This is a genomic window from Mycobacterium sp. MUNTM1 (assembly GCF_054660795.1).
Window position 1 is genome coordinate 29185 of sequence record NZ_BAAGDE010000019.1, and the last position, 23930, is coordinate 53114.

General features: G+C 66.5%; 28 protein-coding genes. 3 read left to right on the forward strand and 25 right to left on the reverse strand.

Annotated elements, in window-relative coordinates; translation table 11 throughout:
* Positions 1-5: 5 nt before the first annotated feature.
* The 5 genes from ACYQ8K_RS13120 to ACYQ8K_RS13140 form a co-directional block, all read right to left on the reverse strand.
* Positions 6-671, reverse strand: a complete 666-nt coding sequence (locus ACYQ8K_RS13120; protein ID WP_459969540.1) for a DUF4190 domain-containing protein — start codon at positions 669-671, stop codon at positions 6-8.
* 4 nt (positions 672-675) lie between these two features.
* Positions 676-1347: a DUF4190 domain-containing protein gene (locus tag ACYQ8K_RS13125; RefSeq protein ID WP_459969542.1), complete on the reverse strand. Its 672-nt coding sequence runs from the start codon at positions 1345-1347 to the stop codon at positions 676-678.
* Between the two features lie 371 nt (positions 1348-1718).
* Positions 1719-2489, reverse strand: a complete 771-nt coding sequence (locus tag ACYQ8K_RS13130) for an Rv3717 family N-acetylmuramoyl-L-alanine amidase (RefSeq protein WP_459969544.1) — start codon at positions 2487-2489, stop codon at positions 1719-1721.
* A 16-nt stretch (positions 2490-2505) separates the two neighbouring features.
* Positions 2506-2796, reverse strand: a complete 291-nt coding sequence (locus tag ACYQ8K_RS13135) for a hypothetical protein (RefSeq protein WP_459969546.1) — start codon at positions 2794-2796, stop codon at positions 2506-2508.
* A gap of 152 nt (positions 2797-2948) precedes the next feature.
* Complete coding sequence (locus ACYQ8K_RS13140) at positions 2949-3425, reverse strand: hypothetical protein (protein ID WP_459969547.1); 477 nt, start codon at positions 3423-3425, stop codon at positions 2949-2951.
* A 213-nt stretch (positions 3426-3638) separates the two neighbouring features.
* Here ACYQ8K_RS13140 and ACYQ8K_RS13145 point away from each other — a divergent pair, with 213 nt between their 5' ends.
* Positions 3639-4808 carry an acyl-CoA dehydrogenase family protein gene (locus tag ACYQ8K_RS13145; RefSeq protein ID WP_459969549.1) on the forward strand — a complete coding sequence of 390 codons (1170 nt, stop codon included), beginning with the start codon at positions 3639-3641 and terminating at the stop codon, positions 4806-4808.
* On the opposite strand, the gene ACYQ8K_RS13150 is transcribed toward ACYQ8K_RS13145, so the two are convergent.
* The 5 genes from ACYQ8K_RS13150 to ACYQ8K_RS13170 form a co-directional block, all read right to left on the reverse strand.
* Positions 4788-5330, reverse strand: coding sequence for a TetR/AcrR family transcriptional regulator (locus ACYQ8K_RS13150; protein ID WP_459969659.1), 543 nt, complete (start codon positions 5328-5330; stop codon positions 4788-4790). The two genes, ACYQ8K_RS13145 and ACYQ8K_RS13150, sit on opposite strands and share 21 nt — an antisense overlap.
* 123 nt (positions 5331-5453) lie before the next feature.
* Complete coding sequence (locus ACYQ8K_RS13155; RefSeq protein WP_459969551.1) at positions 5454-5999, reverse strand: carboxymuconolactone decarboxylase family protein; 546 nt, start codon at positions 5997-5999, stop codon at positions 5454-5456.
* Positions 5996-6547, reverse strand: a complete 552-nt coding sequence (locus tag ACYQ8K_RS13160) for a carboxymuconolactone decarboxylase family protein (RefSeq protein ID WP_459969553.1) — start codon at positions 6545-6547, stop codon at positions 5996-5998. The genes ACYQ8K_RS13155 and ACYQ8K_RS13160 overlap by 4 nt, the downstream gene beginning before the upstream one ends.
* 138 nt (positions 6548-6685) lie before the next feature.
* Positions 6686-7357: a C39 family peptidase gene (locus ACYQ8K_RS13165; RefSeq protein WP_459969555.1), complete on the reverse strand. Its 672-nt coding sequence runs from the start codon at positions 7355-7357 to the stop codon at positions 6686-6688.
* A gap of 201 nt (positions 7358-7558) precedes the next feature.
* On the reverse strand, positions 7559-8398 hold the full coding sequence (locus ACYQ8K_RS13170) for an ANTAR domain-containing protein (RefSeq protein ID WP_459969557.1): 840 nt from the start codon (positions 8396-8398) through the stop codon (positions 7559-7561).
* A gap of 164 nt (positions 8399-8562) precedes the next feature.
* Here ACYQ8K_RS13170 and ACYQ8K_RS13175 point away from each other — a divergent pair, with 164 nt between their 5' ends.
* Positions 8563-9273, forward strand: a complete 711-nt coding sequence (locus tag ACYQ8K_RS13175) for a cutinase family protein (protein ID WP_459969559.1) — start codon at positions 8563-8565, stop codon at positions 9271-9273.
* Positions 9274-9326: 53 nt separating this feature from the next.
* Here ACYQ8K_RS13175 and ACYQ8K_RS13180 read toward each other — a convergent pair whose 3' ends face one another.
* From ACYQ8K_RS13180 to ACYQ8K_RS13215, 8 genes are all read right to left on the reverse strand, one after another.
* Complete coding sequence (locus ACYQ8K_RS13180) at positions 9327-9839, reverse strand: Rv2253/PknI dimerization domain-containing protein (protein WP_459969560.1); 513 nt, start codon at positions 9837-9839, stop codon at positions 9327-9329.
* A gap of 7 nt (positions 9840-9846) precedes the next feature.
* On the reverse strand, positions 9847-11115 hold the full coding sequence (locus ACYQ8K_RS13185; RefSeq protein ID WP_459969562.1) for a cytochrome P450: 1269 nt from the start codon (positions 11113-11115) through the stop codon (positions 9847-9849).
* A 24-nt stretch (positions 11116-11139) separates the two neighbouring features.
* The gene (locus ACYQ8K_RS13190) at positions 11140-11745 is read right to left on the reverse strand and encodes a TetR/AcrR family transcriptional regulator (protein ID WP_459969661.1); all 606 of its coding nucleotides are present in this window, start codon (positions 11743-11745) and stop codon (positions 11140-11142) included.
* 116 nt (positions 11746-11861) lie between these two features.
* The gene (locus ACYQ8K_RS13195; protein WP_459969564.1) at positions 11862-13064 is read right to left on the reverse strand and encodes a thiolase family protein; all 1203 of its coding nucleotides are present in this window, start codon (positions 13062-13064) and stop codon (positions 11862-11864) included.
* Entirely contained in the window at positions 13061-13474 is a 414-nt protein-coding gene (locus ACYQ8K_RS13200) for a Zn-ribbon domain-containing OB-fold protein (protein ID WP_459969565.1), read from the reverse strand. Before ACYQ8K_RS13200 ends, ACYQ8K_RS13195 begins: the two co-directional genes overlap by 4 nt.
* Complete coding sequence (locus ACYQ8K_RS13205) at positions 13471-14682, reverse strand: CaiB/BaiF CoA transferase family protein (protein ID WP_459969567.1); 1212 nt, start codon at positions 14680-14682, stop codon at positions 13471-13473. Before ACYQ8K_RS13205 ends, ACYQ8K_RS13200 begins: the two co-directional genes overlap by 4 nt.
* On the reverse strand, positions 14683-15735 hold the full coding sequence (locus tag ACYQ8K_RS13210; RefSeq protein ID WP_459969569.1) for a phosphotransferase: 1053 nt from the start codon (positions 15733-15735) through the stop codon (positions 14683-14685).
* Complete coding sequence (locus ACYQ8K_RS13215; protein ID WP_459969571.1) at positions 15732-17084, reverse strand: alpha/beta hydrolase domain-containing protein; 1353 nt, start codon at positions 17082-17084, stop codon at positions 15732-15734. Before ACYQ8K_RS13215 ends, ACYQ8K_RS13210 begins: the two co-directional genes overlap by 4 nt.
* A gap of 221 nt (positions 17085-17305) precedes the next feature.
* Here ACYQ8K_RS13215 and ACYQ8K_RS13220 point away from each other — a divergent pair, with 221 nt between their 5' ends.
* Positions 17306-17671, forward strand: a complete 366-nt coding sequence (locus ACYQ8K_RS13220) for a hypothetical protein (protein WP_459969663.1) — start codon at positions 17306-17308, stop codon at positions 17669-17671.
* Here ACYQ8K_RS13220 and ACYQ8K_RS13225 read toward each other — a convergent pair.
* From ACYQ8K_RS13225 to ACYQ8K_RS13255, 7 genes are all read right to left on the reverse strand, one after another.
* Positions 17660-17992, reverse strand: coding sequence for a cupin domain-containing protein (locus ACYQ8K_RS13225; protein WP_459969665.1), 333 nt, complete (start codon positions 17990-17992; stop codon positions 17660-17662). The two genes, ACYQ8K_RS13220 and ACYQ8K_RS13225, sit on opposite strands and share 12 nt — an antisense overlap.
* A gap of 102 nt (positions 17993-18094) precedes the next feature.
* Positions 18095-18715 carry a TetR/AcrR family transcriptional regulator gene (locus ACYQ8K_RS13230; RefSeq protein ID WP_459969667.1) on the reverse strand — a complete coding sequence of 207 codons (621 nt, stop codon included), beginning with the start codon at positions 18713-18715 and terminating at the stop codon, positions 18095-18097.
* 62 nt (positions 18716-18777) lie between these two features.
* Positions 18778-19206 (reverse strand): nitroreductase family deazaflavin-dependent oxidoreductase, encoded by a 429-nt coding sequence (locus ACYQ8K_RS13235; protein ID WP_459969573.1) that lies wholly within the window; start codon positions 19204-19206, stop codon positions 18778-18780.
* On the reverse strand, positions 19199-20449 hold the full coding sequence (locus tag ACYQ8K_RS13240; RefSeq protein ID WP_459969575.1) for a cytochrome P450: 1251 nt from the start codon (positions 20447-20449) through the stop codon (positions 19199-19201). Before ACYQ8K_RS13240 ends, ACYQ8K_RS13235 begins: the two co-directional genes overlap by 8 nt.
* A complete protein-coding gene (locus tag ACYQ8K_RS13245; protein WP_459969576.1) occupies positions 20446-21231 on the reverse strand; it encodes an SDR family NAD(P)-dependent oxidoreductase in 786 nt (261 codons plus the stop codon). The genes ACYQ8K_RS13240 and ACYQ8K_RS13245 overlap by 4 nt, the downstream gene beginning before the upstream one ends.
* Positions 21231-22460, reverse strand: coding sequence for an amidohydrolase family protein (locus ACYQ8K_RS13250; protein ID WP_459969579.1), 1230 nt, complete (start codon positions 22458-22460; stop codon positions 21231-21233). Before ACYQ8K_RS13250 ends, ACYQ8K_RS13245 begins: the two co-directional genes overlap by 1 nt.
* Entirely contained in the window at positions 22457-23923 is a 1467-nt protein-coding gene (locus ACYQ8K_RS13255; protein ID WP_459969581.1) for an aldehyde dehydrogenase family protein, read from the reverse strand. Before ACYQ8K_RS13255 ends, ACYQ8K_RS13250 begins: the two co-directional genes overlap by 4 nt.
* Positions 23924-23930 lie beyond the last annotated feature (7 nt).

The window sequence follows — 23930 nt, forward strand, 5'->3', positions numbered from 1 at the left end:
CGGTCTCAATACGGGTTCAGGCAGAGGGCGAAGGAACGGTCGGGAGGTGCGGCCACGTACACCGAGTTGCATTGGTTGTTGGAGCGCACTCGCGCGGCAACCGTGTAGACCCCGTCGCGGTGTTCGCAGTCGACGCCGAATAAGTCCAGCGCGTCATTGCCCGTGCTGTTGCGCAGCTGCAGCTCCACGCAGGTGCCGATCGGCACGGTCGCCAGGTCGAGCTTGGGACCACGCGGCACCGTGGTGCCCGGCGCGACCGACGTGATGGTTCGGGGCGGCAGTGGCCGGGGCGGAGCGGAGCTGGACGCGGTCGTCGGCGTCGAATTGCTCGGGTGGGTGCCCCAATACACGCCGCCGAGGATCAGCAGGACGCACATCAGGTAGCCGATCACCAGGCCGGCGATCGCGGCCGGGCGTCCCCGCTCTCCGCTGCGATTGATCTGCGGCAACGCGAGATGGCCCAGCACGATGCCGGCGGGCGGAACGATCACCCCGAAGACCGGCGAGAGCACCGCCAGGGTGTTGTAGTCCGGACGCGGCTGCTGCCCGCCGAACGGTGCGCCCGGGTACCCGACCGGGGTCGTCGGCGCGCCCCCGTAGGAGACGGTGGGCGGCGGTCCGCCGAACGGGTCGCCGGACTGCGGCGCAAAAGGATCATCGCTGGGATACATCAGTTCAACCCTTGAAGTCGACGATGCAGGCGTACACGGTCTTGTTGTGGTTCCACAGCGTCGTGGGGGTCTTGCACGAGTCGTTCGACAGCAGCTGGGTCACCTGCAGCACGCCTTCGCGCACCTCGCACGCGACGGGGTAGATGGTGATGAAGTCCGCCTTCTCCGAGGGGTCCGGCTTGTTCTGCTGCACCTCGATGCAGTCGCCCACCTTCAGGTCGCTGACGGACACGCTCGGGCGCTGCGCCGGCGGAGCCGTGATCACCGTGGTGTGCGGCGGCGTCGGCGGCACGTACGGGCTGGGGGCCGCCGTCTTAACCGTGTTCGAATCGGATCCGCTGGTCGCCAGCCACACCGCCACTGCGCCGACCGCCAGCACGATGATCAAATACGAGGCCGTCAGCCCAAAGATGGCGCGGTCGCGGCCGCGCTCGTGGCGCTGGCGAATCTGGGACAGCGCCACGTGCCCCAGCGCGGCACCGGCAGGCGCGAAGACGAACGCGAAAATCGCCGACAGCGTGGCCAGCGTGTTGGTTTTCGGCGGCGACGGAAAGGCACCGGATCCGGCGGGCGGATGGCCGGGCTGGTGCTGCCCGAATGCCGGTCCCTGGCCGCCGGGCTGTCCCCCAAAAGGGTCGGCACCGAACGGATCCTGATAACCACCGCTATACGTCATCGGTGCCCCTCGATACAGGGCCGGAGCTGGTCACCCATCCCCCTCATGCCGCCATCCCATTCCCCGTCAACGCGCCGGTCCGGCGGCGTTCACCGTCACCACATGCCCTGAAACTCGAGACGTCCCACCGCAACAAATCAACATAGTCGGTGCAGGCACGATGCACTCTTTTTCCAGCAGAAGCACCTTTCGGTACTGCTACATATAGTGCTGCGCCGCGCACACGCGCAATTTAGGCTGCGGCCCAGCGTTCGCCACCCGGCCCGCCCCGACGTTAACTGTGATCCAAGTACCGGCAGGCCGCTCGCGTTGGAAACATTAGCCGACTGACGCTCGATCCCCGCCGAGCAGTTAGCTCACCCGCACCCATCTCAGCCTTTGGAGTTCAAAAACGCGACTATGCCCTGGGTGACCGCGGCGGCATATTTCGCCCGGCCGTCCGGACTTTCCATTCGCGCCAAGTCACCGGCGTTTTTCATGTTGCCCAGTTCGACCAGGACCGCGGGGTACTGGGCCAGGTTCAGCCCGGCGAGATCGTCGCGGCCATACAGGCCGTCCGAGCCGATGTAGGTGGCCGGCTGTAAACCCGACTGGACTAAGGCATCCCGCATCGCATGCGCCAGCTGCACAGCGGGCCCGGACTGGACGTCGTTGAGCGGCGGGCTGGAGTAGTTGACGTGGAATCCGCTGCCCGACGGCGGCCCACCGTCGGCATGGATGCTCACGATCGCGTCCGGGTGCATGGCATTGCCCGCCGCGGCGCGTTGGTCGATACACGGGCCCACCCCGCCGTCGCTATCGCGCGACAGCTGGGTGCGAACGCCCATCTGGTTCAGCGAATCGTTGATCAATCCCACCACGGCCCAGGTGAACGCGTGCTCGGGATAGCCGTCGTCGGCGACCGCTCCCGACGTCTGGCACGGCTTGGTGCCGCCGCGGCCGTTGGGGACCTGCTGGTTGATGGATGCGTCGTTGACGGCGTTGTGGCCCGGGTCCAGGAAGACCGCCATGCCATTGAGACCGGCCGCCGCGCGGGGGGCGGGCAGCAGCGCGCCGGCGGTGACGATCGCCGGCATGACGCCAGCGATCTTCAGGACGTCGCGGCGTGCGACGGATCGCAGCCCACCCGGGCGATCACTCACCGCGCGATGGTAGCAATCAGGATTCCTCGACAGCAGCCATCAGGGCGGCACCCACACTCTTCAGGAAGCTGGCCGGCACGCTGTAGCCACACGTCACCATCCTCAGCCTGCCCTCGTAGGTGGTAACTCCGGTCAGATACTCGCCATCGGTCTGGCTGAGTACCACCGGTCCCCACACCGCCGTCGGCCGCAAAGGGCTTGCGCCATCGAGGTTTTGCACGCCGAGGTTGGTGACCATGATGTCCCACGGGCTGATCCGGCCGAAAAGCTCCTCGGCATCGGCGGTGTCGGCATCGATGGTGATCATCTGCTCGAGCGCCAGTGAGCTCGTACGGATTCCGCGCGCCGACCGGGCGGCATTCAGGTGCGCGGTCGTCGCGCGGGTCTGCCGCTTCGAGGTTGTCAGCTATCAAACTCTCTTCTGCTTGCGAGACAGGCAAATTCGCCAAATCCTGTCCGTTAAGCGCAGCAATCACGTCGGTGAGCACGACGATGGAGCTGATTCCGTCGGCGATCGTGTGGTCGAAGGTGAGCAGCAGCGCGCTGCGCGCCGGAGCCTGCAGTCAACGCGGCGCGCATCAGCGGCGCACGCGATCGGTCGAACGGTCGGCTGAGCTCCTCAGCCGCGGCGGCCTGCCACGCCAGTTCCGGTCCCCGACGGGCGGTCAGCGCGACGCGCGCCACGGTCGCCGCGCGGTAGAAGCCCAGGCGGGTATCGGGCCGGTCCTCCACGTGTACCGACAGCAGCGGATGCCGTCGCTGGACGGCGGCTACGGCGGTCCGCACCTTGTCCGCGTGCAGCACCTGGTCGAACTCCGCCACGATCGAAAAATGAGCGGGGTTGCGCTCGCTGTATCGGTAGAAGAGCCGCTCGGCGGCCCCAAGCGGACGAACGAGAGTGGTTGCCTGCTCGTCCTGCGGGTTGTCGACGATCACCGAACCTCCAAACGCCGGTAAAGCACTGCGACACAATGCAGACGGTCTCCCGGCCGACTCGGTTCAAGTCTCCTGCCGCCCCTTGGCCCCGGCCCCCTGCGGTGAGCCACGTTTCCCACAAATCGCGACATCGACCCGACTGCGGTGAACCAGGCGATGTCAGGCGCACACCCGCCCACACACCATACTAAAAAGTATGTTACGGTCTCGTGCATGTCCGTGGTTGAAAGCCGCCCACTGCACGGCGTTACCGACGAATTCGTTGCGCGCCTGGCCGATCGCGCCGACGAGGCCGAGCAATCGCGGCGCCTGCCCGCGGAGACGATCGCCGAGTTCCGGCAGACCGAGCTGTTTCGGTTATTGCTGCCGACCCGGTTCGGTGGCCTGCAGGCCTCGTTTCCCGAACTGCTGCAACCGATCCGGCGCATGGCGCATGGCTGCGCATCGAGCGCGTGGACGCTGGGTTTCTACGCGCTGCACAACTGGATGCTGTCGCTGTTCGACCCGCGCCTCCAGGACGAGGTCTTCACGTCGGGACCCGTGCTGGCGCCGGCTCCCCTGGCACCCACCGGCCGCGGCGTACCGACCGACGGCGGAGTGCGCCTGACCGGCAGGTGGTCCTGGGCAACGGGCGCGATGGACGCCGACTGGATGATCGTCGGCGTGCTGATCGAACGCCCGGAACGCATCGATCCGGCGCTGGCCGTCGTCCCCGCCGACCAGGTGGAGGTCGTCGATACCTGGCGCACCGCCGGCATGCGCGGCACCGGCTCGCACGATCTCGTCATCACCGACGCCCTCGTTCCCGAGCATCGATTGGTGGCCGTGGCCGACATCTACGCCGGATCGGCACCGGGCGCGCGTGAGCATGGGGTCCCGACTTACCGGTGGCCGATGGTTCCGGCGCTGGCGCTGACGGCGGCAATGCCCGTGCTCGGGACCGCCGAGCGGGTGACCGAACTCTTCGCCGAACGGCTCAGCGGACGCGTGCTGGCCTACAGCGGGGTGGCGCAAAAGGATCAGCCGGCCGCGCAGATCCGGCTGGGCGAGGCCAGGGTGCGGCTCAGCGCACTGCGGGCGTTGGTCGACAAGACGGCCGCCGATATCGAGGCGATCGTGGTCGGCGGCGAACGGGTGAGCCGATCGGTGCGGGCAGACGCACGGCTGGCGGCCGCGCGCACCGTGCACGAAAGCCGGGCGATCATCGCCGATCTCATGGAGGCCTCCGGCGCCAGCGCCCATTTCTTGTCCAGCCCGATGCAGCGGGCCAAGCGCGACGTGGACATCGCCGCGGGCCATGTGGTGTTCGATTACGACACCAGTCGAGAGTTGGCCGGGGCGTTGGCGATTGGTGCGAAGATCTCACCCATCGCCATGGTCTGAAGGCTTGGTTCCGGGCTCGATCAGCATGAGGTCGAGAAATCGTTCACGTTGAGCCACCGCTTGGGCCTGCTCGGCGGAGTCGGTGAGGTGCAGCAGTCCGATGCCCGCGGCGAAGGTCGCGCCCGCACGCAGGCTGGCGTCCTCGTGGCTGAACCCGTAGTCGCGGTAGGCCTTGGTCACGGTGCGCAGCAGGTGACCGTCGGCCGCGCGGACGTTGCCGGCGGCGATCGGGTCCAAGCGTGCCCATTCGCGCATCGCCCGCTCCAGTATCCAGTGCTTGGGGCTGACCAGGTTGATCATCATGGCCGAGAGGCGTTCCCGGGGTGGCAGCGCTTCGAGCTCGGAGAGAGCCTGACGGTCGCTTTCGAGGAATCGGTTCCACGATTCGACGAGTGCGGCCCGATATTGCTCGATGTCCTCGAAGTGCCAGTAGAAGCTACCGCGGGTGACACCCGCCTGCTGGCAGAGGCGTTCGACTTTGAGCGCGCGCACGCCCTCTTCGGCGAGCACGGTGTATCCCACCTCGAGCCAGTCCTCGGCCGACAGGCGGGTCGACGGTTGCTTTCGCACCACCACGCTATGGACATTACGGGAGGCGTCCCTGGTCGGAGGGAAGATTAGGCAATCTCGGTAATTACTTTTCCCTCACCGCGTCGGTGGAACGAGTAGCCGGGCGGTGTCGTCGAGGTCCACGTCGAGCGCGTTGAGCATCAGCGCCAGGCCCGCGTAGCGGCCGATGACCATCAGCGCTTCGACGGTGGCCTCGGAACCCAGGGCCTGGTGCACCTGGTCGAAGAGCGGGGCCGCGACGCGGCGGGTGGTCACCAATTCGGTGGTCAGCCGCAGGATCGCCAGCTCGGTGGCATCGAATGGTCCTGTTTGCCAATCGGACTCGGTGGTGATGGCGTCGATGGTGGCGGCGTCGACCCCGACCGTCTGCGCGACGTCTTTGTGCTGGCCGAGTTCGTAGGCGCAGTCCATGAGATACGCAGTGCGCAGGACGATCAGTTCGCGAAGCCTTCTGGGCAGTACCGGGCTGCTCAGCGCGGCGTCGCCGGCCACCATCCAGCCGGTGAACACCTTCTCGGCGTTGGCCAGTGCGCGGTAGACGTTGAGATTGCCGCGCCGCGCGGTCAATTCGCGTGCCAGCTCGGTCATGCCTTCGGGCCGGCGATACGGGACTCGGGTCACTGGGCCAGGCCTTCGTCGGGGCTGGAGAAGGTCGGGGTGTCGATCTCCAGGTCGGCGGCGTTGAGCACCAGCGCCAGGCCGTAGTAGCAGCTGACGATCATCAGCAGTTCGGTGAGCGCCTCGTCGCCGAGCAGTGTTTGGGCGGTGGCGAAGGTGGCGTCGCCGAGGCGGCGGGTGGTGCACAACTCGGTGACGGTGTCGATGACGGTGCGTTCGTCGCCGCTGAATCCGGCCGTGTCCAGATCCGCCTTATCGCGCAGCGCGTCGATCTGTTGATCGGTGAGTCCCGCCCTGCGGCCGAAGATCACGTGCTGGGCGAGTTCGTAGGGCGAATCCTGCAGATGCCCGGTCCGCAGGATGATGATTTCGCGCATCCGCGAGGTGAAGGTGGGGCTTGTGAAGAGTTCGCCCGTCATCTGTGCCCATCCGTCAAAGATGTTGGGGGCGTTGGCGATTAAGCGCAGTACGTTGAGCGTGTCGGGGCGTGCAATGGGTTGTTGGATCCGATCGGGTTGGCGGTCGGTGCTGACCAAGGGCATTCGCGTCATTGCGGAGGTCCTTTCTCCGTGCACACAAGTTTCCTCGACTGTAGTTCCACCCGGCGGTTGATGGTGAACACCCCTGTTCGGAGCATAGGCTGTTGATTGCGTTTTGTTGCAAGTCGTTTCGCTCTTGTGCTGCAACCATCACTCGGTCACGATTGCCGAGTTGTAGTTAGGGGCCCATGCCTGCTCGAAGACGGGGATCGGAACCTGCTCGTCGCGGCCGGTGCTGATGCCACTGTCGTTGAGATGCACCACCCCGGCCTTGCTGTCGATGCCGGTGACAACCACGAAGTGGTTTGCGGAGCTTCGCTTCCCGGGCCGGTTCCAAATCGTTTCGGCATTGACGATCGCGATGATCTTGTGGTTTTGCGCCAGCTTGCGCGCCATGGCATCCGTGTGGGTCTGGATGTTCTCGGCTCTGATCCAGTAGTGCCACAGCAGTTTCGGAAGGTCGGCGATGTCGGTGGTGCCCATCGGCTTCCAGATCGGCCCGTGACCCGTTGCGCTCGGTGTGGTTTCGGCCAAAGCGATCATCTGCTGCTCGGTAGGTTCACGTCCCGTGATCTGGCCGACCACATCGGCCACCGCCATTTCCCCGCAGTCGGAACCGTGTTGCTCACGCCAGTAGGGCGCGGCGGCAACGGGATCGCCATACATTCCCAACTCATGGTCGGCGTCGGGGACGGGTGCGCCGGGATTGGCATGAACCCCAGCGGCCAATATCACCGACGACCCGGCGGCGGTGGCGCACAACAGACTGACCCGGTCAACCGTTCGTGCGGCGGTGCCCCGCGCCCGCAAGGTGCTCGTCATAGGCGCCCGTTCTCGAGCCGCCGCGGCGGCGTGTAGATGTGACGAGAAGAGGCTCAGGTATGGCCCTGAACGGATATTTAACAGAAACCTGGCGAAAATGCGGCAGCGACGCGCAGGTAGTTATCGTCATGAGATCAGGCTGTAACTTGTAACAGCCCAACCGCGGGGCGCACGTTCCTGCACCCAGCGGCCAATGCCAGCTCAGACGGCCTGCGGCGCATCGGCTTCCGGCTCGGAAGTCCCGCTGAGTTGCTGCACAAGATCGGCGGCGATAGCACGCAGCGGGACGTTCATCTCCTGGCTTTTCCGGCGAAGCAAGTCGAAGGCCTGGTCGGCGTCGATCTGGTGAATGGCCATCAGCATGCCTTTGGCCTGTTCGATGGGGGCGCGGGTTTGCAGTGCACGCTGGATGGAGTCGGCCACATCGCGGGCAGACCGGAAGCGGGAAAAGTCGCCGATCGCGCGGGACACTGCCGTGGTGAGCATGGCGAGGATCTCGGCGTCGAAGTTGTCGAACGCCGACCGCGAACGCCCATAGAGATTCAGCGACCCCAGCGTCTGGTCGTCGGTGAATAGAGGAGCCGCCAGGAAGCTGCGAATTCCTTCGTCGCGGGCGGCAGCGGCGAAGCGCGGCCACGTCGCCGCGGCGTCATCGGAGTCGACAAGCACGATGGTGCGGGTCCGGGAGGCGTCGAGGCACGGACCCTGACCGGCGTCGTATTGCTCGGTATCGACACGCAGAGTGCGTTGGTCGGTGTGGACCGCGGTATAGACGCGACCGCCCAGGTCGATGGTCACTCCCGTGCTGTCGGCGCCGTCGACGGCGTCGTGCGCGATCTCGCAGACATGCTGTAGCAGGGTCAGCAGATCGTCCTCGTCGGCGATGCTGCGACTGGCGCTGACCAGCATCTGACCCAGCATCGTCGGCGTGATCCTGCTGTCGACGGTGGCCTGGACGACCAGGTCGGCGACTTGCTCGCTGTCCTGCGCCGACGCAGCGGCCGGGAGGGAGTCGTCGGTGCGCCGATCAGGGGAAACCATCAGCACAGTGTGACACGAATTGCCGTCGGACACGCCTGCTGAGCAGGCATTCAAGCTTGGCGTGACGGCCTATGCGGAAGTGACGAACGATGGTTTCCTCGGGCGACGCCGCTGACACCGCCGACGCCGGTTTCGGCTGACCTAGCAGCGGGCATCCGCCAGCGATGAGCGCACTACGATTCACCCGTTTGCTGGGGACCGCCGTGGCAACGGCCTGGGCGTGCATGGTCAGCGCGCCCTTGCCAGTCGTGGCTGCCGCCCCGTGTCCTGACGTGGAGGTGGTATTCGCCCGCGGTACCGGCGAGCCACCCGGAGTTGGCGGGGTCGGGCAGGCTTTCGTCGACGCACTGGGGTCGCGAGTCGGCGGCAAGTCGGTCGGGGTGTACCCGGTCAATTACGAAGCCAGCGGCGATTTCAATGGTGGCATCGCTTTCGCCGCAACGGTCGTCGAGGGGATCAGGGACGCCGGCGCTCACCTGCAATCGACCGCGGCCAACTGTCCCAACACCAGAATGGTGCTCGGCGGCTATTCCCAGGGCGCCGTCGTGTCCGGTTTCGTCACGTCGGCCGCCGTGCCCAAGGAGGTTCCCGCGGAGTTTGCCTCCTCCGTGCCCCAGCCGCTGCCGCCGGAAGTGGCCCGTCACGTCGCCGCGGTGGTGCTGTTCGGAACACCGTCAAACGAGTTCTTGCGGGATGCCGGCGCGCCACCCATCACGATCGGTCCCCTATACGCGCCCAAGACCATTCAGTTGTGCGCTCCCGATGACACCATCTGCAATGGCGCGCCCCCAGGGCCGCCCGGCATCGCCCACACCCTCTATCCGGCGAACGGCATGGTCGGTCAAGGCGCGGATTTCGCTGCGAATCATTTATAGGCGTCGTGCTGCGCGCTCGGAGTTCCCCCATCGATCCGGCGCGCCGTCCGAACTCAGCTCACCTTGTCCAGCCGGAAGGGCAGCGAGATCACCAATGCTTTGTTGATGCCGCAGGCACCGCTGTCCCCCGATGTCTGATCCACGCCAGCGAGAACCGTTGACGTGGAATCGGTTGCCAGCCAACCTTTTTCATCGACAGGGTAGAACCGGTAGATCTGATGTCCGGTTCGGGAGGCACCATTGGGGCAGGGCTCCCAGTTGGGAATGTCGCGCTTGACGACGTATTCGCTCCCGTGCAGGCTCACGTCGGCGCTCCAGCCGAGGTCGCTGGTGACCCGGCCGGTGCATTCGAGCGGGGTGCTGCACGTCGTGCTGATCGTCCACTTGCTCCGGATGGTGGCTTCGTTGTGATAGATGTCGTTGGTTTTCGCCCAATCGCCGTTGGACGTAGCCGCGTACGTGCCGTTGAGTCCCCACTCGTCACCGGAGGCAGCGGCGGTCGGCACCGGGGCCCCGCCGGCAAGTGCCAGCGCCAGAGCCGGGCTCACCAACGACGTCAACCGCATCGTTCAGCTACTTGATCGGCGTGAACCGAAGGTGCAATTCATTGAGCCCGCGCAGGATGTAGGTCGGCGCGTAACTGTAGCGGCGATCCCCCGCCGGGCCGTGCACGTCTTCATTGACTCGGATATCGCCCATCCGGTCCAGGATTCGCTCAAGCGAGACCCGGCCCTCGACCCGGGCCAGCGGCGCTCCGGGGCAGCTGTGCACGCCGCGCGCGAAGGCGATGTGCTCCCGAACATTGCCGCGGTCGAGCCGGAATTCGTGTGGGTCCTCGAAGCGGTCGGGATCCCGGTTGATCGCCCCCGGACACAGCATGACCGTGGTTCCGGCCGGGATGTCGACCTCGCCGACGCGGGTCGACTTGCGCGCCAACCGGAACGCCGTCTTCACCGGGGCCTCCATCCGCAGTGTCTCCTCGATGAAGCCGGGGATAAGGCCGCGGTCAGCTCGCAGCGCCTGCTGCAAATCCGGCCGGTCGCAGAGGATTTGCAGGGCCGCGCCGAGCAGCTTGGCGGTGGTTTCTTGGCCTGCCCCGAACAGGAAGGTCGCCGAACGCACGACCTCAACCACCTCGGGGGTCGAACCGTCCGGATAACGCGCGACCGCAAGGTCACTCAGCACGTCGTCGCGGGGCTCGCGGCGCCGGTCTTCGATGTAAAAGCTGAATTTCTCGTCGAGGAATTCCAGCGGGTTGATCGCGGCAGGATCGTGATCCAGGTTGCCGGCGGTGTGCGAATTCGCCAGTGCGGAACGAAATTCCTTGTGATCGGCCTCGGGCACCCCGAGCAGGTTGGCGACGGCCAGCAGCGCGTAGGGCTTGGAGTATGCGCTCAGGAATTCGCATTCTCCGCGGCCGACGATTTCGTCCAGCTGCTGATCGGCCAGGTTCCACAGGAAGTCTTGGTTCTCTTTCAGCCGGGCAGGCGTCAGCAGCCGGCTCAGCAACGACCGGGCGCGGGTGTGCGCCGGCGGATCCATGGTGACCATGTGCTCGTGCAGCGGCATCTGCGCACGGTGCTGGTCGATCAGGCCGCTGATATCGTCGCCGGACGGCTCGAACGGCAAGGGCGGGAACGGACCTCCCACCGCGATGCAGCTGGAAAACGAGTCGACGTCTTTGTATAGCGCCATCGCTTCGTCGTAGCCGGTGATGGCGACCACTCCGTGATGCGGCTCGCGTACCACTGGGCCCTTGGCGCGCAGATAGTCGAAATATGGGTGCGGGTTGGGGACGAGGGTCGGGTCGGTGAAGAAGTCCAAGTCATCAAAGTTGTTCACTGGCAACCCTTTCTGGGCGATCGGTCATGCAACCGGCGCTCCGAGCGCGGCTTTGCAAAATTGCCAAAGGTTTTCTTCGGTGGCGTGTAGGTCCTCGTCGGTCTTTGCCGCATAGGCGTAGTAGTGGTAGATCGCGCGCTGGAGCTCGACGATGAACCAGGTGTCCCAGTCGGGATTTCGCGGACGCACCAACCCTTTATCGGCGGCGGCCGCCACCCCGGCCCGCAGCAGGTCGACGAACGGCTGCTCGGCCTCGGCGAGTTCGGTCGGGAAGATCCGGTGCAGGTGCCAATGTGCGGAGACGATGAACCGAATGCCCGACGCCTGCCGACCATCGCCGTGGAATTGCTGCAGCGGCGCGGTGATGTACGAGCGCAATCGCTCCATCGGGTCGGTCATGTCGGCGGCGGCCTTGGCCCAACGATCGCAGGCCTCGGTCATCGCGTCTCCGATGACTGCCAGCAGCAGTTCATCTTTCGAGGCGAAGTAGCGATAGAAGGTCTGCAGCGCCACACCGGCTTCGGCGACCAAATCCTGGGTGGTGAAGTCGTCCTTCACCTCGATGAGCCGCCGGGCTGCGTCGAGCATCAACCGCACCTGGTTGGCGATGCGGGTACGGGACCGCTGCACGGCCACCGATCGATCGACAGCGCGCTCTACCCACGACTCCGACGGGACTGTCACAGCGACTCCCTAAACGCCAGTGATAGTAGAACGCTATTCTGATCGATCAAAGAACGCAACTCTCAAAACGGGTCGGCGGAGTAGCACACCGCGCCGCCGAAGTGTGGCGAGGAATGGCACGCCAGCCCGATCGTCGCCTTGTCGCGTTGCCGCCCCCCGGCTCGCCGGGCCAGCTGCAGGTAGCACTCGAGCATCTGCGGGATTCCGTGCATCCTCCCGTTGCCCAGCGCACCGCCCCCCGACAACGCGGGGATGGCCCCGTGACGGTCACTGTCGATGCCCCCGGCCTCGACGAAGCGATGTGCCTCGCCGGCCGGGCACACTCCCAGGACCTCGAGCCACAACCAGACAAAGAGCGAAAAGCCGTCGTATACCTGTGGCAAATCGACGTCGGCGCCGCAGATTCCGGCGTGCTCCCACAGCCGCCGCGCCGTCTGCGCGCCGCCCTCGACGATGTCGTCCAGCGGCCAGTGCAGCGGGAGGCGCCGTCGGGCGGGCATGCCGGAGGCATAACCGGCGACATACACCGGTCGATGCGGCCCGTCCGTCGCGCGGTCGGCGGAGGTGAGCACGAACGCGGCGACGCCGTCGACGGGGATGTCGCAGTCGTAGCGGCACACCGGGTCGAACAGCATTGGCGCCGCGAGGTATTCGTCCGCGGTCAGCGGCCGGTCGTACCAGTACGACCACGGGATGCGCGCGCCGTTCTTGCGTGCCTCCACAACCACGGCCGCCATCGACTCCCGTCGCGCGCCGTACCGCCGCAGGTATTCGTTGTGCGGCAGCGCGATCATGGCCAACGGTCCGAAAAAGCCTTGCGGCGCCGTCCATTGCTGTTGGCCGCGCGCCTCACGCATCGGGTTGGCGTGGTAGCGTCCGGCCGGGTTGTGCAGGGCGCGGTGCAGCAGCACGTAGTCCGCGGCGCCGCTGGCGATCGCGTTGACGGCCATGCCCACCGATCCGGTGATCTGGCCGATGCCCTCGAAGCCGGCGACGTAACGCGCTGTGGCGCCCAGGTGTTGGGCGAGCCACGCCGATGAGACGGTGCTGACACCGTCTTCGCCGGCCTGGCCTCCCGCGCTGGGCAGCAAGCTGGAGCTGACGAACCCGTCGATCTGGTCGACGCGTCGTCCCGCGTCGGCGATGGCGGTGCGGGCGGTCTCGACGGCGAGAGCGCCCAGGGCGCAGTCCGCGCGGCGGCACACCTGGCTGTGCGCGTAGCCGACGATGGCCACCTTGTTGCTCGCCGCGAATCTGCCGCTCACGTCAGCTCGAATGCGGGAATGGCCACGCCGGGTGCGAGGTCTTCGAAACCGACGACGACGGGGGCGTTGATGCGCACCGGTGCGTCGACGCCGTCGAGCAACCGGCCGATGAGGCGCAGCTCGGCCTGTTCGACGAGTTCGACGTCGACAAGCACGAAGGGAATTTCGTCGTCAAAGCCGGGTAGGAAGGCCTGGCGCACCACGGTCCAGGATCGAACGACGCCACGTCCACTCACCGGTGTGAATTCGAACCCGGGATCGGTTGAACGGCAATGAGGGCACACCACATCGGGAGGCACGCTGAACTGCGCGCATCGAGCGCAGCGCGCGACCGTGAGCACGTGGTCGGCCGCGGCCGACCAGTATGGCGCCGAGGTCTCGTCGGGAACCGGCAGTGGCCGTCCGCTCACGGAATCACGCCCTGGTCGGCCATTTCGGCGATGCGGTCCCAGTCATACCCGAGCTCGGCCAGCAGCGCCTCGGTGTGTTCGCCGTGCTCGGGTGCGCGGCGCATCGGCGGCGCCTGCTCGTCGAGTTGCAGCGGCACCGCCGGCAATCGGTAGGCCTGACCGTCGTCGAGCCGGACCTCGCCCACATAGCCGTTGGCGATCACCTGTGGATCCTCGACCACCTCCGACACCGATTGCACTGGGGCCCAGGGTGCGTCGAGTTTGGCTAGTAGCTCTTTCCATTCGTCCAGGGTGCGGCCAGCGAAGACGGCGTCCAGCTCGGCCACGCATGCTTCGCAGTTCGCGCGCCGGGCCGCCAGGTCGGCAAACCGCGGGTCCTCGATCAGATCGGCGCGGCCGACCAGCCGGCAGAATTCCGCCCAATACCGGTCGCCCTGTAGGAACATCAGTTGGATGTGGCGGCCATCCTTGGTGCGGTAGTTACCGGTCACCGGGTTGACCTGCGGGCCGCGGCCACCGACGGGCCCGGCCTCGCCGCCATTGAGCACCGCGAGCAAATCCGACGACAACATCCACATCGCGGTGGCCAGCAGCGAGACGTCCACCACCGAGCCGGCCCCGGTCTTGGCCCGCTTGAGCAGTGCGGCCGCGATGCCGAATGCCAGTGCCATGGCCCCGTTTCGGTCGCCCATCGCACCGCGCTGGCTGATCGGGTAATCGCGTTCGGGCGGAGTCAGAATGTGGCCCACTCCCCCGCGCGCCCAAAATGCCGAGCTGTCATAGCCGGGCTGGTTGGCATCCGGGCCACGCGTTCCGAAGCCATGGCCGCGGGCGTAGATGAGGCTGGGATAGCGTTCGCGCAACGTGTCGGCGCCCAGGCCGAGCCGGCTCAGCGCCCCGGGGCGCAGGCTGGTGAGGAAAACGTCTGCGGTGGACAGCAATTCGTGCAGTATCGACATGCCGGTCTGGTGCCGCAGGTTCAGGGCCAGCGACCGCTTGCCGCGATTCGCCAGGGCCATCGAAAGGTTGACGCCGTCGCGGTCGGTGCCGATGCCCTGGGTGGCCAGCCCTCGGTACGGGTCGCCCTCGAGACGCTCGATGCGGATGACATCGGCGCCCCAATCGGCCAACAGCGCGCCGGCCACCGGGACGAAAACCCATTGCGCCAACTCGACCACGCGCAGCCCGTCAAAAGCTTCCTGGTCCATCTACTGCCCCCTCGAACTCTGCAGTGCCGACAGCGCGTCGTGATCCGCGACCGCGGTGCCCAGCCGGTGCAGCAGGGTGGCGATGATCGCCGGCTGCACTTTGGTCGTGATGCCCCACAGGTAGAAGCCGTGCACCATGCCGATCGCGATGGCACGCCATGCGTCGTCCCAGGGCGGCGGTGTGATGCCGTGCGAGGCGAGGGCATCAAGATAGTGCCGCAACAGGTCTCGTTCGGTGCGTCGCCGCTCGTCCACGGTCAGCGTCGAGGCGATGTGGTAACCGACGTCGAGAGACCACATGCCGCGTTGAACGAGTTGCCAGTCGACCAGCGATCCGGTACCGGTCGCATCGAGAAAGATGTTGCCCACGTGCGCGTCACCGTGGATGACGCATCTAGATTCGGAGACCGTCTCGGGTTCCACCAGGAGGCAGTAGGCGTCGACGAGCCGGTGCGCATCGCGAACCTCGGCGGGAACCTGCTGCCCGTTGGGCCCGTCGAAGTTGCGGCCGACGATGTCGAGGGTGGTCGGTAGCCCCCACACTTCCAGCGCCCGTCCAAGCCGTGGCGCGAGCCACGGCGCGATGGCGCAGCGAGCCGAATCCCACGTCGCCGCGTGCAGCCGCGCGAACTCGGCGAGCGTCTGTGCGGTTTGATCGGGGGTGTAGGGGCTGTTGCCGTCCAGGAACGTGGCACCTTGCGCGGCAACGTCTTCGGTGATGACGACGCCGTGCCGGGTTTCCGGATCGACGTCGGCGTAGACGCTGTGCAGCGTGCGCACGCCGGTCGCGGCGGCGAGGTTGCGATAGAAGTGGGCCTCGGGCGCGCCGATATACCGCGCGTTCCGGCCGATCTCGTTGAAGTAGCCCTTGACGCACAGGTGCCGAGAACGGCCGTCGGCACAGCGGATTGTGAATCTGGCATTGGTGGAGATCCGATCCACGATCGGACCGGGCGTCACCTCAACGACGTCGGCGCCCAGCGCGGCGGTGAGCCAATCGGGGGACAGCGCCTGTTCGAGGCTGTCCGGCACGGGAACGGTGGCCACGCTCATGCGGGTGCGGTCAGTCGGGCGAAGGCGGCATGCGCTTTGGTGGTCTGATCTTTCAGGATTGCGGCCCGATCGTCCTCCAGGAGGAAGCCCGCCCGGATGGTGTCGTCGAGGCTGGTGGTGAATTCGGCGAGGTAGGTCCGCACGTCGCCGTAGCGCTCGGCGAGCACCTCGCGGCGCAATGGCGCCTCGTGGCCCGCGAGCTGGCACAGCGGCCCGGGTGTCGAATGGGCTTCGTAGCGTGCGATCGGCACGGCGAGGAATGGCGACGGCACGCCACCGATGGCGTTGCCGAACCGGTCGACGGCCGCCTGGGCCACCGCCGCGTCGACGCTGAGCGCGATGCGCGGTGCCGTGGGCGGCGCGATGCCGTCGTCGGCCCACCGGAAGAGGTTCCGCAGGGCGGCGCGGACGAACGCCGACATCGGAAAGGTCGACCCGTCTCCGTCGCAACCGGGGATCCTGGCGGCGTGGGGTGCGCCCGCGATCTCGTACAGCCGGAAGCGATCTCCCTCTGCGTCGCTGTCCTCGCGCCGCACCGACGCACTGCCGGGGTTGACGAACTCGTCGAAGCTGAATCCTTCGACGTCGGTTTGCGGTTGGACCTCGATGACCGGAACCTCGCGCGGCGGCATCGCCGCATACTCGAAGCGCGGCAGGCCTTCTCCCACCGCGAGCGGCGTGAGGCTGGCCGCGTGACAGGCGGGGAAGAATCCGTCGTAGGCGCGACGTCCGTCGGCGGTGCGGGTCAGCGCGCCGAACGAGGCGCCGAAAGTGGCCGTATCGACGCCACTTTGGGAATAGCCGCCCAGATAGGCGTGCCGGACCGGCAGGTGGCCCAACGGGCTGGGTGGACCGCCCGCCTTGAGCACCGTGCCGATCGCGCGCAGCAGGTCCCAGACGATGTCATTGGACGGGATCTCGATGTCGGCGTAGCGCTGCGGGTCGTAGGCCTCGAGTTGCGTTGCCGAGGTGGCGCGCACCGTGATGCCGATCCACGCGTCGCCCTGCGCTTGCAGCAAGGTGGCGACATGCGACCACAAGGCGTCGCGGTCAACGCCGTACGTGGTGTTGAAAGGCTCGACGACCACCCGGCCGCTGAAGCGGGACGCGTCTTTCGGGTAGCGGGCCAGCACGCGGGTCACGTAGCGGTGTCCCTCGCTGACCACCCTGACCGGTCCGGTGGCGGGCCCGGCGTAGCAGCTGGCCGTTCCGGAGAGCAGGTACTCGAACTCTGCGTAGTCGTCCGAGAACTCCGGCAGGTCTGCGTCGAATTGGGACGGCGGCCGGGTTGCGCTGGTCTCCGAAACCCCCGAGCCGCAAGGCACCTCGTGCAACTGGGTCATGGCCATGCTGCAAGCCTTCCAGAAGCAGGCAGCGATGTCAGCAAATTTCGGATACTTTCTACCGAAAAACGCATCGTGCAAGTAGAATTGACGTCTCGGGCGATGGAAAATGAAGGTCTTCGAGGAGCGCCATGGATCCTGTGCGACGGCTCGCCCTGAAGACCTCGACGCTCGTTGGCGCTCTGACCTTCGTGGCCGTGGCATGCCCGGCAATCGCCTGTGCCGCCATGCCTTTCGGCAACTATGACCTTCACGTCGAGGGCAGATACGACTTTCACACCTGGGTGTGGGCGATCACCGCCTGCCCGGGAGGCGGCTGCGTGCACGTCAACGCCATCGCCAGGCCGGTGGCCAAGGCGTTCCCGTACGTCGGGGACGCGCGGTCGGTCGACGGCTACTACGTGTTGACCGTCGACGTTCCGGACGGCCTGCGGTGCGACGACATCTATTACGGCGCAACGGTTCCTACCCACGATGTCTACACGTGGGACCCGGGCACGCTGGCCGGATCGCTGCAATCCTCCTTCGACGCGGGTTGCCATGGTGCGCCCGCCGGCACCTACACGTATCCGTTCACGTTGTCACGCTTGTAGTTCGCGCTGCCGCTCGGCGAGATCGGCCCGCTGCCCGGCCGTTTGCATCGCGTCCATGCACTGTTGCAGTGCGAATGCCGGGTTCAGCTCGAGGGCCCGCGTTCGTTCGGGATAGATCAGGATGTGTCCGGCCGGAAAGAAATACACCTCGCCGGCGGTCGCCGTCTCGTCCGGCCACTCGGTGTTCGGATAGGTCGCACGGATCGAGCCTTCGAAGATGTATCCGTAGTGCGGACAAGTACATACGCCCCCGGGAAGTCCGCCGAGCTGGTAGAGCTGCGTGCAGTCCAGCGGTCCGGTGGTCGTGTACCCGACCTCCATGTCACCCCACTGCACCGACCGGAAATTGTCGCCGGCGGCCGGCCACCGCCCCCCTCCTGCGCTGGGCAACTCGTCCGGTTGTGCATGCGGCATGACGCACCTCTATTTCGATCGGCTACCACGCGACTTGCGTGCGGTCCCGCCCAACGCGGTCAGACAGAACTGCCACAGCTGCTCTTTGACATCGACCTCGCGCGGCGCAAAAGCATAGTAGTGGTACACCGAGCGCACCAGTTCAGTGATGAACCAGGCCGCCCATTTCGGGTCCGCGGGCGCCAACTGCCCGGCCTCGATTCCCGCGTTGATCTCGCCGAGCAGCAGATCGACGAACGGCTTCTCCGCCTCGGCGAGTTCGTCGGGGAAGATCCGGTGCAGCCGCCAGCGCGTCGACACGACGAACTTGGCGGTGCCGCCGTCGCCCTCCTCGTTGTCGAGCACATCGATGACCGCGGTGACGTAGAAGCGCAACCGCGCGACCGGATCGGGCAAGTCGCGGGCGGCCGCCGCCCAGCGGGCACACGCATCGGTCATCGCGTCCGCGATCACCGCCAGCAGCAGCTCGTCTTTCGTGGCGAAGTAGCGGTAAAAGGTCTGCAGCGCGACGCCCGCCTCCTTGACCAGCTCTTGGGTGGTGAAGCTGTCGCCCTTCTCGCGAATCAGCCGCAGGGCGGCATCGAGCATCAGCCTGACCTGGTTGGCGATGCGTTCGCGCGAACGCTGCACCGCTGCCGACCGCTCCGCGGCCCGTTCTTCAGCACGTGACACCGAAGAAATGCTAGCCGCGGTCATGCGGGTGTGAGTACAACGACGGGAATGTCGCGGTCGGTTCGGGTCTGGTAGACGTCATAGTTGGGCCACACCTCGGTCATGATCTTCCACAATCGCGGCTTCTCGGCAGCCGACGCGGTGCGCGCCACGACCGGGAATTCGTCGGCTTGTACCTGAATGCCGGCCGACGGATTGGCTTGCAGATTCAGGTACCACGACGGGTGTCGCGGCGCACCGCCCATGGAGGCCACCACCAGATAGTCGTCGCCGTCGCGGCCGAAGATCAGCGGCGAGGTGAGTTCGCGGCCGGTGCGGCGACCGGTCACCGTGAGCAGCAAGGTCGGCGCGCCGTTCCAGATGTAGCCGGTCGCGCCGCCGGTTTCCCGGTATGCGCGCACGTGGTCCTCGCCGAGCAGGGTGAGGTCGGGTTGCGAATAGTCAGACATCGAACACCACCGGTATGGCGGTCGCCCCGCGTTCGTACATGCCGACGAAGCGAGGCGGTTCGGCGTCCGGGTCGAGCCGCAGGTTCGGCAGCCGGTCGAGCAGCGCAGAGATCGCAATGATCATCTCGGCGCGGGCCACGTGCATGCCGAGGCAGATGTGTGAACCTTGCCCGAAACCCAATGACGGCTTGAACTTTCGCGCGATGTCATACTCGTCGGGACGGTCCCAGCGGGCAGGATCCCGGTTGGCCGCGCCGAGCGCGAGATGCACGACGGACCCGGCGGGGATTTCGACGCCGGCCAGTTCGGTGTCGGCCATCACCCAGCGGGAGAACATCGGGTCGGTCGGCATCCAGCGGATGGCCTCCTCGATCGCCGGCCGCAAGAGCTGACGGTCCGCCCGCACCGCCTCGAGCAGTTCGGGGCGCTGCAGCAGCGTCGTCAGCGTGGTGCCCATCTGCTTCCAGGTGGTGCCCGAACCCGCGCCGAGCAACAGCAGTACGAACGAATCGATTTCGCGATCGGTGAGCCGGTCCGTGGCGCCGTCCTCGTCGGTGAGCTCGGCTTGCACGAGGACGCTGATCAGGTCGTCGCGCGGCTCCTCGCGTCGGGCGGCGATGACCGGCTTGAGCAGGTCGACCACCTTCTGCGGATCCCGCGCCAGCGCCTCGCGGATATCGAGGGCCTGCTCGACGGGCACGCCGAAGCTGCCGGTGATGGTCAGCACTGGGATGGCCGCGCAGAAGTCGACGTTGAGTTCGGCGCGCCCTTCGTGGACCAGCCCGTCGATCAGCAGATCCACGGTCGCGGAGATCCAATTGTCAATCCACCACTTGCCATTCGCCGGCAGGAACGACGGCTGGACGAGCGCGCGATAGCGCCGGTGCTGCTCGCCGTTCATCGACAGCATGCTGTTGGTCAGGCCCAGTGGGCCGTTCTCGAGGTCGACGGGCTCTGGGGACGAGGCGAACACCTCCGGGTGACGGTAGGCGATCATGCACGAGTCGTAGTCGAACACCGTGAAGTGCGGGCTGTCCGGGTACGGCAGCCCGTGGAAGAACATCATGTCGGTGCTGCCGGTCAGCTCGTGCAGGACGCCGGGCAGCACCGGGCCCTTCTCGCGCAGCCGGTGCCACACCGGATACGGATCGTCCTCGTAAGCGCCACCGGCCCAAGCGTTATAGGAGCTACGCAGGTCGAACAGCTCGCGCAGTCGGTCGCGATCCAATGCGGGAGCGGTCATTTCGCCACGAACCCGCCGTCGACCGGCAGTGCCACCCCTGTGACATTGCGCGACGCGTCCGAGACCAGATACAGCGCGGCCTCGGCGCAGTCTTCAGCCGTGATCGCCCGGCCGAGTGGGTGTTGCCCACCAACGGCTTTGGCGATCTCGGCCTGCTGCTCCGGATCGACTTGTAGCCCACCCGCCGCCATGAAACCGGTCAGCGGCATGGCAGCCGGGCAGATGGCGTTGACACGAATTCCGAAGGGGGCCGCCTCGATTGCGACTCCACGGGTGAGCTGGATGACCCCACCCTTGGTGGCGCCGTATACCGTGCCGCCCCACCCAACCAGGCCCGCCACCGAAGCGGTGTTGAGGATGACGCCGCCGTCACCCTGTTCCTTGAAGCGCAGGACGGCGTATTTGCACCCGAGGAACACCCCGCCCAGGTTGACCGCGACCAGACGGTTGAAGTCCTCGAGCGTGTGCTCCTCGAAAATCATGCCGAGCCGCGGCGTCGGAATCCCGACGTTGTTGAACAGGATGTCGAGCCGACCGAACTGGTCGACCGCCGCCGCGATCATCGCCTGGACCTGCTGCTCGTCCGAGACGTCGGTCCCGACGGCGAAGGCGGTGCCGCCGGCCGATTCGATCTGATGCACCGTATCTTTCGCGTGGTCGACGTCGATGTCGGCAACGACCACGTTGGCGCCTTCCTCCGCGAACCGCAGCGCCGACACCCGACCCACCCCGGAGCCGGCGCCGGTGATGATGGCGCTCTTGCCGTCCAGCGCGCCGGGCATCAGGCGCTCGCGAGGACAGGAGGCTCGGCCGGCGTAAACCGGTATAGCTTCTCGGCGTTGCCGCGCAACAGCTTGTATTGCACGTTCTCCGGGAGATCCTTCATGGTGTTGCGGGCGACGCCGATGCAGTCGGGCCAGGTCGAGTCCGAGTGCGGGTAGTCCGTCTCGCACATGATGTTGTCCTCGCCGAGTTCGTCCAAACTCTTGACCGCGTGGCGGTCTTCGATGATGCAGCCGTAAATGTGATTGCGGAACGTTTCCCGGATGTCGAGTGTGTCGAGGTCGATCGCGTTGCCCGCACCCGCATGGGTGTCGAACTTTGCGCCGCGCATCACCCAGTACCGCTGCTTGTCCAGCACCTGCTCGGCCCGCTCCAGGAAGTAGGGCATCCAGCCGACCTCACCCTCGGACAGCGCGATCTTCAGCTTCGGATAGCGCTGGAACATGCCGCTGAACAACCAGGACAGCATCGTTCCCGACGTGCGCGACGCACCCCAGGTGAGGTTGGCCATGAAGGGCGCGTCCGAACAGATCTTGGGCAACGTCGACGAGGAGCCGACATGCATGCTCGCCACCATCTCGAGTTCGTTGGCCGCCGCCATCACCGGTTCCCAGTAGCCGTCGGGGTCGTGAATAGTGGGCAGCCCCAACGGTTCCGGATTCTCGGAGAACGCGAAGGACGTCACGCCCTTGGCGGCCATGCGCTCCATCTCCTTGGCGGCCAGTTTCGGGTCCCACATCGGAATCAGCATCAGCGGGATGTAGCGGCCGGGGGCGGCGCCACACCACTCCTCGACCAGCCAGTCGTTGTAGTGCTGCAGGCACTCGAAACCGAACTCGCGGTCGCTGGCCTCCATGAACAACTGCCCACAGAACCGCGTGATCGTCGGAAAGCACAGCGACGCAAGCACGCCCGAGCGATCCATGTCCTCGACGCGAGCCTTGGCGTCATAGCAGCCCGGCCGCATCTCCGAGTACGACAGCGGTTCGGGACTGAATTCCTCCTTGGACTTGCCGACGACGGCGCTCAGGCCCGAGTTCGGGTAGCGCTTGCCGTCGTAGACCCAGTTGTCCACGCCGTTGTCGTTCTTCTCCATGTGCGGGGCGCGCTCGCGGTCCTTGGCGGCCACCCGGTCGACCCACAAGTTGGGCGGCTCGAGGATGTGATCGTCGACCGAGATCAGCCAGTTCAGGTCGTATGCCTTGTTTCCGTTGGATTCTGGGCTCATTTCAATTCCCCGATCGACATGTGCTTGACCTCCTGGAATTCGCGGATGCCGTCCGGGCCGCGTTCGCGGCCCAGGCCGCTCTGCTTGTATCCCCCACTCGGTGCGTAGGCCGAGAAGACTGTGGTGTTGACGTTGACCGCTCCGGTGCGCAGCCGGCGCGCGACCTGCAGTGCGGCCGCGGCATCGGTCCCGTACACCTGACCGGACAGGCCGTAGATGCTGTCGTTGGCGATCGCCACCGCGTCGTCGACATCGCGGTAGCCCAGCACGCCGATGATCGGGCCGAAGATCTCCTCCTGCGCGGCCGGATTCGCGTTGCTGGGCAGGTCGAGCACGGTCGGTTCGAAGTAGTAGCCACGGTCAAGACCCGCCGGGCGCCCACCACCGCAGAACACCTTGCCGCCGTGTTCTTCGGCCAGCTTCACGTACTGCTCGCATTTGTCGCGCTGGGCGGCGCTGATGACGGGGCCCATCATCGCCGACTCATCGCCGGGCGGGCCGACCTTGATCGCGCCGTAGGCCGCGCTGACCGCATCCAGCACTTCGGCCTTCCTGTCCTGCGGCACAAGCATTCTGGTGGCGGCGACGCACGCCTGGCCGGCGGTGCTGAGGACCACGATCATGGCGCCACCGGCGGCGCGGTGCACGGCGTCGGGCAGGTAGATCTGCGCGGATTTCCCGCCGAGTTCCAGCGACACCCGTTTGACGGTCAGGGCGGCCTGGGCGAGGATCTTGCGGCCCGCCAGCGTCGAACCGGTGAACGACACCATGTCGATGCCCGGATCGCTGGTCAACAGCTCGGCCCCGGCAATGCCGGACTCGACGACCACACTCAGCACTCCCCGCGGCAGCCCGGCTGCGTCGGCGGCGGCGCCGAAGACCAACGACGAGATCGGGGTCAGCGGGCTGGGCCGCAGGATCACCGAATTGCCCGCCATCAACGCGGGAATCAGCTTCTGGAAGCCCATGATCAGTGCCGCGTTGTACGGCGTGATGGCGGTGACGACGCCGACGGGTTCGTGACGCCGGATGCTCAGCGCGACCCGGCCGCGCACCAGGTCATCGACGGGGACCGGGCTGGCTTCCTCGTGTGCCATCGACAGGTACAGATCGATCGTCTGTCGCGCGATGGCCGCCCCGGCACCCAGTTGCGTCATCTCGGCGAAGCGCGCCGACTGGCCGGCCTCGGCGACGAGTGTGGGAATCAGTGTGGCGCGCTCGGACTCGATGTGGTCGATGAAGGTGTGCAGCACCCGCGCCCGCTCGTGAGGCGGCATATCGGCCCACACCCCGCTGTCAAAACTGCGACGCGCCTCGGCGATCGCCCGCTGCACCTCGGCCAGCGGTGTGGCGGTGATGTCGGCAACGTGGCTTTCGTCGGCGGGATTCTCGACGCTGACGACGTCGTCGCCGGTGATCCAACTGCCCGCGACATAGGTGCGCCGTTCCGCGACGATCGCCACGTCAACT